The 17,812-nt window shown below is 34.5% G+C and carries 12 protein-coding genes; 6 read left to right on the forward strand and 6 right to left on the reverse strand.

The genetic code is table 11. The features are described from left to right. Positions 1-115 precede the first annotated feature (115 nt). Together CRV04_RS08875 and ovoA are read right to left on the reverse strand one after the other, a co-directional pair. Complete coding sequence (locus CRV04_RS08875) at positions 116-1,276, reverse strand: MalY/PatB family protein (RefSeq protein WP_228126520.1); 1,161 nt, start codon at positions 1,274-1,276, stop codon at positions 116-118. Further along, positions 1,264-3,123 (reverse strand): 5-histidylcysteine sulfoxide synthase, encoded by a 1,860-nt coding sequence (gene ovoA / locus CRV04_RS08880; RefSeq protein ID WP_128996488.1) that lies wholly within the window; start codon positions 3,121-3,123, stop codon positions 1,264-1,266. Before ovoA ends, CRV04_RS08875 begins: the two co-directional genes overlap by 13 nt. Before the next feature lie 133 nt (positions 3,124-3,256). On the opposite strand from ovoA, the gene CRV04_RS08885 reads away from it, so the two are divergent. Both CRV04_RS08885 and CRV04_RS08890 read left to right on the forward strand, forming a co-directional pair. Beyond that, positions 3,257-4,543 (forward strand): adenosylmethionine--8-amino-7-oxononanoate transaminase, encoded by a 1,287-nt coding sequence (locus CRV04_RS08885; RefSeq protein WP_128996489.1) that lies wholly within the window; start codon positions 3,257-3,259, stop codon positions 4,541-4,543. Between the two features lie 198 nt (positions 4,544-4,741). Further along, entirely contained in the window at positions 4,742-6,559 is a 1,818-nt protein-coding gene (locus CRV04_RS08890; RefSeq protein ID WP_128996490.1) for a menaquinone biosynthesis decarboxylase, read from the forward strand. Positions 6,560-6,659: 100 nt separating this feature from the next. Here CRV04_RS08890 and CRV04_RS08895 read toward each other — a convergent pair whose 3' ends face one another. Genes CRV04_RS08895 through CRV04_RS08910 form a run of 4 tightly spaced genes read right to left on the reverse strand, consistent with a single transcriptional unit; the run spans position 6,660 to position 12,583 of the window. Further along, positions 6,660-8,927, reverse strand: coding sequence for a transporter substrate-binding domain-containing diguanylate cyclase (locus CRV04_RS08895; RefSeq protein WP_128996491.1), 2,268 nt, complete (start codon positions 8,925-8,927; stop codon positions 6,660-6,662). Positions 8,928-8,964: 37 nt separating this feature from the next. Beyond that, positions 8,965-9,963, reverse strand: a complete 999-nt coding sequence (locus CRV04_RS08900; protein ID WP_128996492.1) for an ABC transporter ATP-binding protein — start codon at positions 9,961-9,963, stop codon at positions 8,965-8,967. 1 nt (position 9,964) lies between these two features. Continuing rightward, entirely contained in the window at positions 9,965-11,566 is a 1,602-nt protein-coding gene (locus CRV04_RS08905) for an ABC transporter permease (RefSeq protein WP_128996493.1), read from the reverse strand. 9 nt (positions 11,567-11,575) lie between these two features. After that, a complete protein-coding gene (locus CRV04_RS08910) occupies positions 11,576-12,583 on the reverse strand; it encodes a Fe(3+) ABC transporter substrate-binding protein (protein ID WP_128996494.1) in 1,008 nt (335 codons plus the stop codon). Positions 12,584-12,772: 189 nt separating this feature from the next. Between CRV04_RS08910 and CRV04_RS08915 the strand changes: the two genes are divergently transcribed. From CRV04_RS08915 to CRV04_RS08930, 4 genes are all read left to right on the forward strand, one after another. Then, positions 12,773-15,133 (forward strand): methyl-accepting chemotaxis protein, encoded by a 2,361-nt coding sequence (locus CRV04_RS08915; protein WP_128996495.1) that lies wholly within the window; start codon positions 12,773-12,775, stop codon positions 15,131-15,133. 120 nt (positions 15,134-15,253) lie between these two features. After that, positions 15,254-15,823, forward strand: coding sequence for an anthranilate synthase component II (locus tag CRV04_RS08920; protein ID WP_128996496.1), 570 nt, complete (start codon positions 15,254-15,256; stop codon positions 15,821-15,823). Beyond that, a complete protein-coding gene (locus CRV04_RS08925) occupies positions 15,820-17,031 on the forward strand; it encodes a glycosyltransferase family 39 protein (RefSeq protein ID WP_128996497.1) in 1,212 nt (403 codons plus the stop codon). The genes CRV04_RS08920 and CRV04_RS08925 overlap by 4 nt, the downstream gene beginning before the upstream one ends. Positions 17,032-17,034: 3 nt before the next feature. After that, on the forward strand, positions 17,035-17,670 hold the full coding sequence (locus CRV04_RS08930; RefSeq protein WP_128996498.1) for a type II secretion system protein: 636 nt from the start codon (positions 17,035-17,037) through the stop codon (positions 17,668-17,670). Positions 17,671-17,812: the final 142 nt, after the last annotated feature.

Here is a 17,812-nt window from a genome sequence, read left to right on the forward strand (position 1 = left end):
TGAAATGATTGTACAATATTTATAAATACAAGTAAATTATTAGATAAGTAAAAAAAATAAAATTTCTAAAATGAGAAGAAATGTAATACTTTTTTCTTATCTTTTTTGGGTCTAACTAAAATGTTTTAGCAATAATATTTAAGTATTTTTTAAGTCTTGTGACAGGCAATGCAACGTTGAGTCTGAAGTGCTTAGAGCCGTTTTTCCCGAATGTTAATCCATCATTTAAAGCTATTTTTGCCTCTTTTAAAAGTCGCTCTTTGATTTGCAAGTGTGTCAAATCGTAACATGAAAAATCGAGCCAAAGTAAGTATGTGGCTTCAGGTTGAGAGAGTTTGATATTTGTATTTTTCAGTAACTCTTTTGTAACCAAAATATTTTGTAATAAGTACTCTTTGAGTTCCTTGACCCATTCTTGACCATACGTATAGGCTGCTTCCATGGCAATGGTTCCAAAAACATTAATTGAGCCAATTTCTCTTGCTTTAACCACTTCATCTAATTTGGTTTTGAGAGCTTCATTGCAGGTAATAGCATACGCAGCATTAAGCCCTGCAATATTAAAAGTTTTCCCTGCTGCATTGAGAGTAACGGTGATATTGGCAATCTCTTTAGAGATACTTGCAAGGGGTGTGAAGGGTTTAAAAGTAATATCCGCATGAATTTCATCACTGATAATGGTGATGTTGTGTTCTAAACAGATTTTGGCAAGGGCTTCAAGCTCTTCTTTACTCCAAATACGTCCTACGGGGTTGTGCGGAGAACAGAGTGTGAATATTTTGGTTTTAGGGGTGATTTTAGATTTGAGATCTTCTAAATCCATGGTGTAGTAGCCATTTTGTTCTTTTAAAGGGTTATAGACAACTTTTCGTTTGTTGTGTTTGATACTTTGAAAGAGTGGAAAATAAACAGGCGTTTGTACGATGATTTCATCATTGACTTCACTGAAAGCTTCTAAAGCAGCACTGTAAGCAGGAACGACTCCATTTAAAAAAGTCAGCCACTTCTTTTGAATTTTCCAACCATGCTGTGTTTGCATCCAGTTTACAACACTTTGTTGCAGACTCTCTGTAACAATCCCATAACCATATACCGCATGATGTGCTCTTTTAATAATGGCATCATTGATAAATGCAGGGGTTTCAAAATCCATGTCTGCTACCCACATAGGAAAAGCATCATTGACACCAAAATACTTCTCTAAACCATCATATTTGGCACATTGGGTATGGTTTCTGTTGACTTCTTTATCAAAACTGTACACTATTTGCTCCATACATTGTTTTCTATTTTGTGAAGTGTCAAAGATAATCTCTCTTCAATGAGTTTATCATCTTCGATATTTCGTCCTTGGATAACTAACAATCCACCACTGTTCAGACGTGTTGGAATGTCACTTAAAAAGGCTTCAAGATTATAAAGCTCGTCAAAATCCGTGGTGATTAAAATAAGGTCATAGCCTTTAAAATGAGGTTTTAAATTGCACCCATCCCCTTGCCAAAATTGGCAGTTGTGCACTACTTCTTGCTCTTTTTTAGCTTGCGCATTGAGGATGTTTCTGGCTGTAAAATCAATTCCTACAATGTTTTTATACTCTTTTGCTAACTCAAATGCCGCCGTTCCATAATAACATCCCAAGTTCAAAGCTGAGTTTTTCTTAAAGGTTTTATTATAGTGTTGCACTGTTTTAACAGCGAGTTTAAAGAAGTTGGCGTACTCATCCTCTTCAATGTTTGGTTTCACATCTGGTTTTTGATTGTATGAAGCTGGCACTTCCACATATCTGAATCCTGCATGTTGAGGGAAGTGTCGTCTGAAGGCATAACGAGAATCCTTCAGTGCTTCATTTCCGCATGAGATGTAAGAGCCCCCTTTAAAGATGTTGTGTCGATTATCAAATGTGGGCACGGAGAAATCATCATACAAGGGGTGTACTTCAAACCCTTCAAAACCATCAATAGCGGTAGTAGTCCATTGCCATACATTTCCTATGACATCGTAAAAACCATTGAATTCAAACATATCCACAGGACACGATGACGTGAAATGCTCTAAGTTGATGTTTGCAGGTGCTTTTTTACCCCATTGTGGTTCATCGGGTGTTTGTGTGTGTTCATGTAAGGCATGCCATAATGCTTCACTGGGTAGTGTGATGTTTTTATGCTCTTTTTTGCTCTTCCAGTTACAAAAAGCTTCTGCTTCTAAATAATTAACATCCACAGGCCAATTCAGTGGTAAATCAATGATATTGGTCATGGTTCGGTATTTAAAAGTTTCACCCTCTTTAATCCAAAAGGTTGGGTATTGCGCTTTTTGGTACTCTTTCCAACCTTTTCCCTCTTCACTCCAAAAGGCATCATTGCAGTATCCACCATCTTGAATAAACTCTAAAAACTCACCGTTGCTCACCAGATATTTAGAGGCTTTAAAAGCAGGTGTGCTCTCTTGATACTCTCCATACTCATTGTCCCATCCATAATAAGCATTGCTTTTATCTTTTCCTAACGTGATATTCATACTTGGAACTTCTAATAGTTCGTTACTTAGATTTTTCCCATAGCTTGTACATTCAAGCCCAAAAGAGTTGGGCTTGACATACTTTATATCAAGTTGCCGGTGTAGCACGGATGAGGTCTCAATATGAATTTTTTCATGTTCAATTCCCATCATTACAACCCACATGGGGTTATCCCAATCAATAGGAAGCGTGAAGGTGCAAGTTTGTATGTAGTTGCTGACAACCTCTTTAGCTTTTGTTCGGTAATCTCTGACTTCTTGAACACTTGGCCAAGCGTAGTTCTCTTTGTTTAAATCATCCCATGACATCTCATCCACCCCAATGGCAAACATGGATTCATATTTGGGATTAATACGTTCGGTGATATACCCCCCTAAAATCATCTTATTGATATAAAAAGTTGCTGTGTGTCCATAATAAAAAATAAGTTGGTGTCGTAAAGGTTCGGGCTGTAAATAGAAAACATCGTCATTGACAAACACATCATCAAAGAGTTTTTCAAAAGTTTCATAGGTTTTTAAAAAATAGTTTAAAATCTCTTTTCGTTTGCTTTCAACAGTGCCAGTAGATAAGTTAATATTACGCGTTATCAGTTCTTTATTCATCACTTAGTACCTTCTTTTTTTCTCTTTATAATAATAGTTAAAAGAAACTTTTACTTAAGTAATAAAGCATATTAATTTGAAAATAAGCAACACTACGATACATAATAAGAAAACTTTTAACGAAAGGTATTTTATGACCAATAACGAACTTATGCAAGAAGATTTAAAACATATTTTTCACCCTTGTTCACAAATGAAAGACTACGAAACATTGCCACTTATTCCGATAAAAAAAGGGAAGGGTGCTTTTATTGAAGATTTTGAAAATAATGTCTATTTAGACTGTATCAGCAGTTGGTGGGTCAATATTTTTGGGCACTCAAATGAGTACATCAACGCTAAAATCAATGAACAACTCCAAGATTTAGAACACGTTATTTTTGCAGGGTTTACTCATAAGCCTGCCATTGATTTAGCAAAACGTTTGGTCTCCCTAACACCTGAACCGTTGCAAAAAATATTTTTTGCGGACAATGGTTCAAGTGCCATTGAAATCAGCCTGAAAATGTCATTTCAATACTTTAAAAACAAAGGAGAGAGCCGGCCTTTGTTTGTCTCACTTGAAAACTCTTATCATGGTGAAACCATGGGAGCTTTGGCAGTCAGTGATACGGGGTTATATAAAGAGGTGTATGAAGAGATTCTCATTAAATCTGTACATGCAAAAAGCCCAAGTTTGGTTCCTGAAGATGAAGCCATTGCAGATATGAGACGGGTGCTTGAAGAGAATAAAGGCAAAGTAAACTCTGTGGTGATTGAACCACTTATTCAGTGTGCGGGGTCTATGAAAATGTATGATGCTTCATATATTACAAAGCTAAGAGCACTGTGTGATGAGTTTGGGGTCTTTTTAATTGCTGATGAGATTGCTGTAGGATTTGGACGAACGGGCACACTTTTTGCAATTGAACAAGCCAATGTAACGCCTGACTTTTTATGTCTGTCTAAAGGAATTACAGGTGGGTATATGCCTCTTTCTGTGGTGCTGTTTACCAATGATATTTATGATGCTTTTTATTGTGATTACAGTGAAGGGAAATCTTTTTTAGATTCTCACTCTTATACGGGAAACACCTTAGCGTGTGCGGTTGCCAATGCGGTATTGGATATCTTTGAAAATGAGAACGTGATTGAAAACAATCAAGCCAAAATAGAGTTCATAAAAGAGCAAACGAAGCGTTTTAAAGATTTACCCAATGTTCAAGAGATACGTCAAAGAGGAATGGTGTGTGCCATTGAACTAAAAGGGTATGCCCCAAGTGAACGTATTGGGTTGACTATTTTTCAAGAGGCATTAAAACAAGGTGTGTATATACGACCATTGGGGCATGTGATTTATTTTATGCCACCATACATTTTTACTCAAGAACAGTTAAAAAAGATGATTGACACGACATATGACATCGTAACAAAAATATAAAAAAGCAAGAATTGGCTACAATATTAAAAAATTATAGGAACAACTCGTTTGTTCTCTTTAGAGTTTGCTACTTTAACAATTTTTTATAAATTGTGTTAAAAGTAGATATTTATAAATGGGGTTCCCCTTACTAGGCTCCCTTAAAAAATTTATTTTTTAGGCACCTTTTTTTGGAACAAATTTAAAGGATAAAATAATATGAAAGAAGCAATTGAACTTTTAAAAAAACATCATTTGTTAAAAATCATTGATGAAGAGTTGGATATCTATTTAGAGGTACCTCATGTGGCATATGTTGAGGTGAAACGACCTGATTCAAAAGCAATTTTATTTACCAATGTGGTGGACAGAAAAAACAATAAAAAGTTTGATATTCCTGTATTAATGAACGTTTTTTGTAACGAAGAAGCAGTAAAACTCTTTATTGGTGATGGAGACAAAATTGGTGCAGAAATTGAGAGCTTACTTAAGATGAAGCCACCATCAACTTTTTCTGAAAAACTCTCAACTTTTGGGAAACTCTTTGCGCTCAAAAATACCATTCCTAAAAAACTCAAAGGAAAAGGGGCATGTCAACAAGTCATTAAACTTGGAAGTGATGCTAAACTATCTGATTTACCTATTTTAACGACATGGGAGCAAGACGGTGGTCCCTTTATTACCATGGGACAAGTCTATACGACTTCACTCAATGGAGAACTTAAAAATTTAGGAATGTATCGACTGCAAGTCTATGATGACCAAACATTAGGAATGCACTGGCAAATTCATAAAGACTCAAATCACTTTTTCCATGAGTATAAAAAAGCGGGTAAAAAGATGCCAGTATCAATTGGTATTGGTGGGGATCCGATGTATATATGGTGTGGACAAGCACCGTTGCCTATTGGAATTTTTGAGTTGATGTTGTATGGGTTTGTTAAAAACAAAAATGCACAACTCGTTAAATCCATCACCAATGATATCTATGTACCAAAAGATAATGACTTTATCATTGAAGGGTTTGTGGATCCAAGTAAGATGAGAATTGAAGGGCCTTTTGGTGACCATACAGGGTATTACACCCTTGAAGAAGAGTATCCATTTATGGAAGTTACGGCCATTACGCATAAAAAAGAGCCTACTTATTTAGCCACAGTTGTGGGAAAACCACCATTGGAAGATAAATATATGGGACATGCAACAGAGCGTATTTTTTTGCCGCTTCTTAAAACCACAGCACCCGATTTGATTGATTATTATATGCCAGAAAATGGGGTGTTTCATAACCTTATTTTAGCCAAAATCAAAACGCTTTACCCAGGACACGCAAGCCAGATGATGCATGCTTTTTGGGGAGTAGGGCAAATGAGTTTTGTCAAACATGCCATTTTTGTGGGAGAAGATGCACCCGATTTAACTGAGCACGATGCTATAATAGAGCACATTTTAAATCGAATTGACCTAGAAGAGATGTTGGTCTCACGAGGAGTAGTCGATGCCCTTGACCACTCAAGTCCAAAATTTGCTGTGGGTGGAAAACTGGGATTAGATTGTACGGGTGAAGAGATTGAAGAAGTGGGTATCACACTCTTAAGCGATGAAGAGTTGTTATCTAAAATGCAAACCATAACTTCTGAAATTAAAGCGCTTAAACAGTATGGCGTTCATACCAAAAACCCTGTGTGTGTGATTACAGTGGATAAAACACGCAATCAAAAATATCTTTTTGAAGAGCTGAAATCACTCTTTGATCATATCAAAATCTTAATCATTGTGGATGACAAAAAGAACAGTGTGGATAACCCATACATGCTTGTATGGAGAGTGACCAATAACATTGATTCAAACAGAGACCTCTTTATAGATGGGCACACGTTGGGTGTGGATGCAACCAATAAAAACAGTTTTGATAACTTCAAACGACGATGGCCAGATGATGTGGACTGTACCAAATCAGTGATTGATTCACTGGTTGAAAGAGGGATTATAGAAGTGGATGAGGTATTGGAGAAACAGTTCAGATTATGTAACTAAACCCCTTTTTTGCACGTAAAATTTGCCTTGTACCTTTAGTACAAGGTTGCTTTTGCTTCTCCTTACAAAAAATATGGATTTTATGTTTTAGTAATAAATACTATTCTGCTTTAACACTATTCTTCCCATGTCGTTTAACATAATACATCAATTCATCGACACGTTTTAACATGCTCTCTTGCGTATCATTGTCTTTAAAGTCAGTTACTCCAAAACTGCACGTCACTTGTTGACCAATTTTAAATTGATAGTTTTCAGTTAACTTTTTGAGGTGATTGGCCATGGTTTTTGCCTCTTCAAGATTGGTTTCTGGCAGTAAAATCAGAAACTCTTCTCCTCCCCATCGTCCTAAATAATCGGTTGAACGAATATTGGTCTTGATGAGTTGACTTAAGTCTTGTAACACCGTGTCTGCAAGTGAGTGACCATGCACATCATTGATTTTTTTAAAGTCATCAATGTCGTAAAAAATGATGGAAAATGGTCGATCATATCGACTTGATAACTCGATCTTCTCTTTGAATTTAGAGTCAATTTTTCGTCGATTGAATGTTTCAGTGAGTTTATCAATGGTAGCTGCATTATAGAGTTTTTGCTCCATGATTTTTCTTTTTTGTATCTCTTTTCTCAAACGCACATTATAAAACACCACCACACATAAAAAGAGTGTTAAAGGCAGACCAATTTTATACACCATGGTATAGTCCGTCGAGGTTTCATAACGTACTTGAAAATATTTCTCTTCAATGGTTTTAATTTCATCTTTTGAAATTTTAGTAATGGCTTTGTCAATAATTGTCTTTAATGTGTGGTTATCGGGATGGATCATATACCGTAATTCTTGACTGAACTCGGTTGTTCCAGAGATTTTAATGTTCGAAAACTGTTCCTCTTTGATATGGTAGATTAACACAGGCAAAAGTTCAATAGCACCATATGCATCTCCATTGGCAACGAGTTGTAGACCTGTTTTCATGCTGTTCACTTCAATAAAGTTAATATTGGGGTATTGAAGTTTAATGAGATTGTTGATGGATGCATTTTTTCGTATGACAATGGATTTGCCGCTGAGAATGTTGGTATTAAAAATAAATCCTTCATCGTTTCTTGTGGCAATGGCATATTTATAGCTTTGAATGGGTTCTGAAAAGAGCACATTTTTTTCATGAATATCATTTTGTGTTAAAGTCAATTTAACACTGTTGAGCTCTTTTTTGATTGTTTCTCGGCCATTTTTGTTGTTACGTATAGTTTTTGAATGAGCGTTTAAGAGCGTTTTATTCTGAATCAATGCCCAAAAATCTGCGGCAATACCATGATGACCAAGATAGAATGGTTCAAACTCTTGTTTATAATAAATAAACTCATTGTGGGCAATATAATCGTTCTCTTTTTGAGTAAATATCACTAAGTTGGCATCATAAATAAAGTTATCTAAATTAAAGCGGGTTTCATTTTTTGTAAAACCTAATAAAGAGTAGATTTTACCAATCTCTTCAATTTTGCTTTGAGAGAGATTCCCTAAATTTCCTTGTTCATATTCTGCTAAATCTTTGAGGGTATAGGCTTCGTAAATGAGCGCATCTAAACTTTTATTTTGCGTGTTGTATTTATGGTAGATGATATTGATGGTTTCACCAATGTTTTCAAAAGCATATGTCCATCCTTTTAACACTGCTTCATGAAAGTTGTGCACATCTATGGGGTTGAGCATCAACTCTTTTTTAGAAGTAAAAAGAATGCCATCATAAAAATCAAAACCATAATCTTGTGGGTTTAATATGTTGTATGGAATATTTTTTGAATTTAAAATATAGGGTTCATTAGAGAGGTAAGAACCCATGGCATCGGTTTTATCATTGAGTAAGTCAACCAGTTTGTATGTATGTGGTTGGAACGTGATATCTTTAAGTGATAAGCCTTTGCTTGCGGTCATAGCGTGAATAGCAACGGTGTTTTTAGCATCGGTTGTAAGCATCACTCGTTTGTTTTTTAAATCTTCTACATTTTTGATATGTTTTTCTTGTAAAGTCAGAAGTACCAATGGAGAGTGTTGAAAGATTGCACTGAGTGCAACAATCTCTTCGCCGTTGAGTCTGTCTATTATAATCGAAGAACGTCCTACTGCATAAGTTGACTTTTGAGTGAGCACATCTTGTACTAAATCAACGCTGTTGTTCATCTCTTTAAAGTGTACGTCTAAACCGTACTCTTTAAAATACCCTTTCTCTTTGGCAATATAATAACCTGCAAACTGAAATTGATGCAACCATGAAAGTTGCACTGAGATTTTTCTCAAAGGTTCATGTGCTTGCAGTTGAGTGAGGAACAATAAAAAAATGATTTGTATAAAAAATAATTGTCTCATCTAACAATTATAATCTATTTTTTATGGAATTGCCAAACTATTGCGTATTAACTTTTAGAATGTTTCCTTTTTGTAAGTTTATGTAAACAGTACTGTTTATTTCATGCTCTTGTGCACAATGCACCGTTATAGAGTGTCCAGAGTATTTTGTAAATTGTAATACAAGTTCAAAATAATCACCACAATAAGAGCTTTGTTTAACAAGAAGTTCTTGGTTTGTATCTAAGGGGGTTGAAGTTAAATGGCATTGATTAATTCGAATTATGGGTGTTTGATGTTCGGGGATATCTATACGTAAATCTTGCATCAATGCTTTGGGTAAAATATTGATTTCACCCAAGAAATTTGCAATATATAAATTGGCTGGTTTGAAAAAAAGCTCTTGAGGTGTTCCAAATTGTACGAGTGTTTTGTTTTGTAGAATTCCAATTTTATCCGAGATGCTTAACGCCTCTTTTTTATCGTGAGTAACTAAAATAGCACTTAATCCAAGATTTTTAATGATGTTTTTTAACCAGAGTTTGGTTTTATGTCGTAAAATAGAATCAAGGTTTGAAAAAGGCTCATCTAAAAGCAGGATTTTTGGATTATATGCAATGGTTCTTGCAATTGAAACACGTTGTTGTTGACCACCAGAGAGCTCGTGAATTTGTTTGTTTCGATGTTCAACCAAATCAAACTGTTTTAAAAGTTCATCCACTCTTCTTTGTTTTTCAATTTTTGGAAGGTTGTACAAGGCAAAACCAATGTTTTCTTTGACATCCAAGTGCGGAAACAGCGCATAATCTTGAAAAATGTAGCCAATGTCTTTATTACATTTTTGGTTTCCTGAAATTAAACAGGTTTGATTTAAAAGGATCTCTCCTTCAAATGAGTCTTGCAAAGAAGCGATGCTTCTTAAAATGGTACTTTTCCCACTTCCACTGGGACCTAAAATAGTTACAATTTCTCCCTCTTTTACATCAAAAGAGACGTTTTTTAGAATTTCCATATTTCCAAATGAAATTCCAAAATCTTTGAGTTTGATTCCAAACATATTAATCCTTAATCATTTTACGTGCCAATATGAGCACCGATATTATTCCCAATCCCACAATGAACATTGAAGGTACACTTGATTCAACTATTTGAGACTGCATTACTAATTCATGGGTTAATACAGCTAAGGTATCATAGTTAAAGGGGCGCAATATCATTGTCAGTGGTAACTCTTTGATGATTTCAATAAAGACAATAATAAATGCGGCCAAGCCAGAGTTTTTAATCAAAGGTAAAATCACATACCATAAAACACGTTTTTGCTTGATGTTCATGGTTTTACATGCATCATCATAGGTAAAAGGTATTTTCGAAAAACCTGATTCATAGTTGTTAATGGCAATGGCTAAAAAACGTACACAATATCCAAAGATGACTGCGGCAATGGTTCCACTGATTAAAAAGTTTGCATCAAAAGCAGCCAAGATGTTTTTATCAAGGAGTGTAAAGAAACTTAAAATTCCTACTGCAATTACTGCACCTGGAATGGAGTATCCCAATTTTGAAATTTGTGTGAGCATATCTGAAAAATGGCTTTTGCTCAGACGGACATTATAAACAAAAACAAAGGCCATGAGAGTGATTAAAAGCGCACTGAAAGTTGCAATAACAAGTGTTTGAGTAAGAACGGTAAAGAAATCCTCATCAATCACATACTCATATGAGAGATAAAACCAGTAACTCATTTGAAAAAATGGGAGTAAAAACCCAAAGAAAAATGGGAAAAAACATGCTAAAAATGCCAAGATGTTTTTGCTTCCATGCAGTTGGATTTTACTGATGGGTTTAAAATCTTTTCCACTGCTTTTATACTGCTTGTTTTTACGTTGGTATTTTTCAAAGAATATAAGCAAGAAAATAAAAAGCATCAACATCCCTGCTAAACGTGAGGCATCCTCTACACTTCCCATACCAAACCAAGTTCTAAAAATACCTGTTACAAAAGTAGAAACCCCAAAATAGTCCATTACTCCAAAATCTGCCACTGCTTCCATAACAGCTAAAATTACCCCTGCAACAATGGCTGGACGAGAGATGGGAATAATGACTTTATAAAAAATTTGCCACTGTGAAAGACCTAAGGTTTTAGAGGCATCAATAATAGAAGCAGACTCCGCTCGCAAATAGGTTTTTGAAACCAAATAGACATAAGGATAAAGAACCAACGACATCACAATGATGGCTCCTTCGATGGACATGATGTCAAAAAAGTAGACTTCAGAAATCTTCATGTTTAAAAGGTTTAGAATAAACGTCGTAACACTTCCTGTAATATCAAACATTCCTCCATAAATATAGGCCACAATATAGGTTGGAATAGCAAAAGGAAGAATCAAAGCATAGTGAAAAAAGTCAGAGAAACTGAACTTGAACATGGTCGTGATATAAGCAGTTGAGAAACCAATGATGGAAGTCAGTACTGCAACACCCAACATAATATAGAGTGAATTAAAGACATACTCATATAAAACCGTGTCCACCAGATGTTGCCAGTTGTTGCTTTCACCAAAAAAGATATGAATAAAAATAAGTACAGCAGGGATGCATATCAGCAATGTTAAAATAACACTGCTGATACTGAGCGAATTAATCTGTTTCAACTTGTTTGTTTATCTCCAGTTTGCTTGGTCGAAGATTTTAACAGCTGTCTTATTGTTTTCACCTAAAAGATTCATTGAGATGTTGTCTTCTTCAAATGTTCCCCAAGATTTCAAAATATCATTTTTTTCTACTTCAGCTAAAATAGGGTACTCGAAGTTTCCATTTGCAAAAAGATCTTGCGCATCTTTTGACGCTAGGAATTCAATAAATTTAATCGCATTCTCTTTATTGGGTGCATATTTCGCAACTCCTGCACCACTCACATTCACATGTGTTCCACCATTTTCAAATACGGGAAAAAGAATTTTCACTTTCTTAACGGCTTCTGCTTGTGAAATATCTCGGTTGTCAACCATTTTACCAATATAGTATGTGTTGGCAACCGCAATGCTTCCAATATCATTGGCCACAGCTTTTACTTGGTATCGGTCATTTCCTTTAGGATCATGTGCCATATTTGCAACCACTCCTTTTGCCCAATTAAGTGCATACTCTTCTCCATGGTGTGCAATGACTGCAGCGAGTAAAGATTGATTGTAAACGTTGTTTGATGAACGTACCATTACTTGACCTTTAAATTTAGGATCTGCTAAATCTTCATAAGTTTTAAGTTCATTTGGAATATCTGAACCTACTTTATAAACAAATACTCGTGCTCTTTTTGTAAGGGCAAACCATTGGTTGTCTTTATCTCTGAACTTTTCAGGAATATGTGAAGTTAGGTAATTTGATTGAATAGATTGCAGAAGACCTTGGTCTTTCGCTTGAAAAAGTCCAGCGGCATCAACAGTGATTAAAACGTCCGCAGGTGAGTTTTTCCCTTCACTTTGAATTCTTTTTATTAAAGCACTTGCATCGGCTTTAACAACATTGACTTTAATGCCGGTTTTTTCTTCAAACATTTTAAAGAGTTGTTTGTCTGTATCGTAATGTCTGTGAGAATATATATTGACTTCTGAAGCTGCAAAAATTGAGTTTGCTAACAGAAGGCTACTTAAAAGCATTTTTTTAAACATTGGTCTGTCCTTTTTATTATTGATAATTGTTATTGAATTCTAATGTAACAAAACTTTAAGTATGCTTAATATTAAGAATGATTATCAGTTGCAATTGTTGTCATTAAAAAGTTATTTTTGTAATTTTTTGTGATATAATCACTGGATTGTTATTTACAAAAAGAATGCTTTGCTTAAGAGGGAGACCGTATGAAATCGTTATCGATAAAATCAAAACTGCTGTTAATCGTGGTGTGTACCATTATTTTAGTGGCAACGCTTATTGCTGTTAAAGCCATTCACTCATTGAATACTTTGACACAAGAGAATATCCAAGAATATGAAAAAAATGCATATGCTGCACAAGAAAAAGAGCTGAAGTCATATGTGCAGTTTGCTGTAAATGTGGTTGAAGAGTATCACAAAAAATCAGACATCAATAAAATCAAACAGGATATAAAAAATGATCTGGAAGGGCAAATGAACTTTCTGTTTTTTATGTTGGAAGATTTATATAAAAAATTTAAAGGCAAAGTCTCTGAAGCAGAGTTAAAAAAAGTTTTATTGGATGCGATTGGTTCCGCACGTTATGGTACAAACAATGGTTACTTTTTTGTGTATAACAAAGATGCTATTGTTTTAAAACATCCGATTAATCCAACCAAAGAAGGAAAACGATATCCCAAACCTCACATTCTAAATTTTATAGATTTGGCATTAAAAAATAAACAAGGATTGGTCTCTTATGAACAAGTTGTTCCCAATAAACCACCTCGTGAAAAAGTCTCTTATGTAAAACTGTTTGAACCTTTTAACTGGGTGATTGGAACAGGAGCATATTTAGATAATATTACCAATGAGTTAAAGCGACAAGCCTTGCATGAGCTTGAACTGATGCGTTATGGTAAAAATGGTTATTTTTATGTTTATGATTATGATGGTGTAAATTTAGTGCTTCCTATTAAACCTGAATTAGTGGGTAAAAATTTGATGCATCTTAAGAGTAAAAAAGGTGTCTATTTTATTAAAGAACTCATTGATGTGGCTAAAAAAGGTAGTGGATCTGTTAAATATGATTTTTTCAAACCCAATGATGATAAACCCTATGAAAAAATTGGTTATGTAATGGGATTTGATGATTGGCAATGGATGATTGGAACAGGTGCATATACAGATGAAATTGCAGAGCACATTGAAAAAATGCAAGAACAATCCGATGAAAAGATTTCCTCTATTGTTTGGGGTATTGTGTTGATTGCTCTTGTTATTTCTTTGCTTGTGATGGCTGTTGTCATCTTTTTTATTACGCAACAAGTGAATAAACCATTGAGTTCATTTGAAAAAGGGTTATTGGACTTTTTCAGTTATTTAAACAAAGAGAAAACCACCGTGGATAAATTAGAAATTCACAATGACGATGAAATTGGTTCCATGTCTAAAATTGTCAATGAAAATATTGAACAGACTAAAAAACTTATTGAACAAGATGAAAAAGTCATCAATGATGTAAAAAGTGTTGTTCAACAGGTCAACCAAGGAAATTTAACTCAAAGGGTAACTCATACAACGGGCAATAGAGGGTTAGAAGAACTTAAAAATATTTTTAATAACATGCTTGATCTGATTTCAAATAAGATCAATAATAATCTCAATGTGATTGATGAAGCCTTGAATGAGTTTAAAAAACTCAACTTTACACATCGCCTTCAAAAAGCAGATGGGCGTGTGGCACAAGCCTTGAACTCTTTGGCAGATACTATCAATGAAATGTTGATGAATAATATGAACAATGGAATGAGTTTAGAACACAACGCACAAAAACTTTTACAAACAGTGACGACATTAAATACAGCTTCAAATGAATCTGCAGCAAGTTTAGAGCAAACAGCCGCCGCATTAGAAGAAATCACGTCCAATATTGCAAGCAGCAGTCAAAACATCTTGCAAATGGTTGATGTGGCCAATAAAGTCTCGGCTTCTGCGCAAGAGGGTGAAGATATGGCAAATAAAACAACGAGTTCGATGGACAGTATCAATGATGAAGTCATTGCCATTAATGAAGCCATTACGGTCATTGATCAAATTGCATTTCAAACGAATATTTTATCACTCAATGCTGCAGTAGAAGCAGCCACAGCTGGAGAAGCAGGAAAAGGGTTTGCTGTGGTTGCACAAGAGGTTCGAAATCTAGCAGCAAGAAGTGCGGAAGCAGCCAAAGAGATTAAAAGTATTGTAGAGGCTGCGACCATTAAAGCCAATGAAGGAAAAGTGATCTCTACACAGATGATTGAAGGGTACACTGCTTTAAAAAGTAATATTCAAGAGAATTTAGGATTAATTAAAAGCGTGGAGTCTTCAAGTCAAGAGCAACGAACAGGAATAGAGCAAATCAATGATGCGATTGCAGCGTTGGATCGACAAACCCAACAAAATGCAAGTGTGGCAAATTTGAGTCATGAGATTGCAGAAGAGACTCAACATATCGCAAGACAGATTTTGCAAGAAGTTGAGAAAAAAGAGTTTATAGGTAAGAAAAAGATGAATGCGAATGAGGAGAGTGATGAGGTTTGATTTAGTCAATAACTTAATGTAAAAACAATATTGTACTGGTTATAATGGTTCTTTTATAAATATTTAGAATTATAAAGTTCAAAGAGTTTGAAACTTTTAAAATTGAAGGTAACTATTACAATGATATTAATGATTGATAACTATGACAGTTTTACGTATAACATCGTTCAATACTGTTTAGAGTTGGGTGCGGACTTAAAGGTTATTCGTAACGATGAGATGAGTGTCCAAGAGATTGAAGCATTGAATCCTGAAAAAATCATTCTCTCTCCTGGACCTGCAACACCGAATGAAGCAGGTGTTTGTCTGGAAGTCATTGAACATTTTGCTAACACCAAACCAATTTTTGGTATTTGTTTGGGGCATCAAAGTATTGCACAAGTATTTGGTGGTGAAGTGGTACGTGCAAGTAATATGATGCATGGAAAAATTTCAAAAATCAAAATAATCAAAGAGAGTCCTATTTTTAAGGGTTTACCAAAAGAGTTTACTCAAACACGATACCACTCTTTGATTGTGAAAAAAGATACATTACCCAGTCAAATTATTCCTACTGCTATGAGTTGTGATGACAATGAAATCATGGCTTTAGAGATTAAAGATAAACAAGTTTATGGAGTACAATTTCATCCCGAATCGATTATGAGTGAATATGGGTATGAAATGATTGATAATTTTTTAAAACTATGAGACACTTAACTCAAAACTGGCATGTAAATATATTGGGGTTTGTGCTCTTTTTGTTTACGGCCGTTTTACTTTTAATTGCAGACAATTTAAGTATCAGTTACAAAGAAGCACTCACTTTTTATGATGAGAAGAACTTACTGCACTATTTGAGTAATCTCTCTGTCTATTTTTTAGGTCAAAGTAACATAGCTCTTCGATTTCCTTTTATCCTTTTTTATGTTTTAAGTGTTATTTTGATGTATAAAATGACAGCAGATTATTTTAAATATGAATCTGACCGATTGATTTCCGTGCTCATATTTATGTTTTTACCGGGAATTATTGGAGCTTCACTGCTTGTCAATAACTCCATCATCGTTATTTTTTGTACCATTTTATATCTTTATTATTACAGAACGTATAATCGACACAACTATGTATTGCTTTTTATTTTTGTTTTTTTAGACAACTCGTTTGCCATTTTGTTTTTAGCACTCTTCTTTTATGCCATGAAAAATCGACAAAATCAGCTTTTTATTATTTCGCTTATTTTGTTTGGTTTATCGATGTATATTTTTGGCTTTGATACCTTTGGAAAACCCAAAAGCCACATACTAGATACCTTTGCGATTTATGCATCAATTTTTTCACCACTGCTTTTTTTGTACTTTTTTTACAGCATGTATCGTATTGGTGTAAAAGGAAAACGTTCAATTTATTGGTACGTATCCATGACGGCTTTTCTGTTCTCTTTTCTGCTCTCTTTTCGACAAAAGATATACATAGAAGATTTTGCACCGTTTGTGGTTGTAACAGTACCTTTGATGATGAAACTCTTTTTTCACTCTTTAAGAGTGCGACTGCCAAGGTTCAGAGATAAGCATTATAAAGTTGCAGCATTAACACTCTTTTTATTATTTGTAAATGTAGGTGTTATTTTGTTCAATAAACCCATTTATTTGATGCTCAAACAAAGTGATGACCATTTTGCATATAATTATCACTTTGCCGATGAAATTGCACAGCTTTTACAAAAAAGCAATATTTATACGGTGACTTCAAATGACTATAAACTTTTAAAACGCCTAGAGTTTTATGGCATACATACAGATAAAAAAAGCACCAATTTTATATCCATCAAACCTTTAAATGTATACGATAAAAAATTTCAAATCGATTATTTTAATACCAACATATTAAATATTTATTATGTCAACTTAAAGAAGTAAGTCATGCTGGGGCAATCTAAAAAAGCGTTTGGTTTTTTAGAGTTGATTTTGGTTTTAGCACTTCTTGGTTTAGTTGCATGGATGATATTGCCTCATTTAAACCCTTTAAATTCAAAATTAGACACAGCAGCAAAACGTTTGATACTCTATTTGCAACAGACACGTTATCAAGCAATGCTAAATAATCCTTACAGTTCTGATGATGCATTATGGCATAAAAAAAGGTGGACATTAAAATTCTTAAACTGTACCAATGAGAGTGATGGTCTTTATTATGCAATCTACAGTGATACTAATAAGACAGGACAAATTGCAAAAGATGAAACACTTAAAGATCCACTTACACAAAAGTATATCTATAACAATAATCAATGTGAAAAGAGAAAAGATAGAAGTGCTTTTACACTTTTAACAAAAGAGTTTGGTATCACAGAGGTTAAAATCAGTTGTAATGATACCTCTACCATTGGGCAACTCTCTTTTGGTTATGATGGTAAACTCTACTCTCGTCTGTCAATTCTTGAGTATGATTCTGATGCCTATTTGGTTGATAAACCTTGTAATATCAGACTCTCTAATGGTAAGCAAAGCCGCACAATTGTGGTAGAACCCATCACAGGATACATCCATTTTCAGTAAAAACAGACATTTTTCAAAATTTAAGCCAATATTTAGATTAAACCCTTGACAAGGGGTAAGAATTTGTCTATAATTCCCGTCCAATTTCAGAGGAACGATAGAAAGTTTTGGTCTGAAGAGTTCTTTAAAAGAAGAGGTTTGT

Origin of the sequence: Candidatus Marinarcus aquaticus, assembly GCF_004116335.1 — a bacterium.
In the GTDB taxonomy this organism is placed as follows: domain Bacteria; phylum Campylobacterota; class Campylobacteria; order Campylobacterales; family Arcobacteraceae; genus Marinarcus; species Marinarcus aquaticus.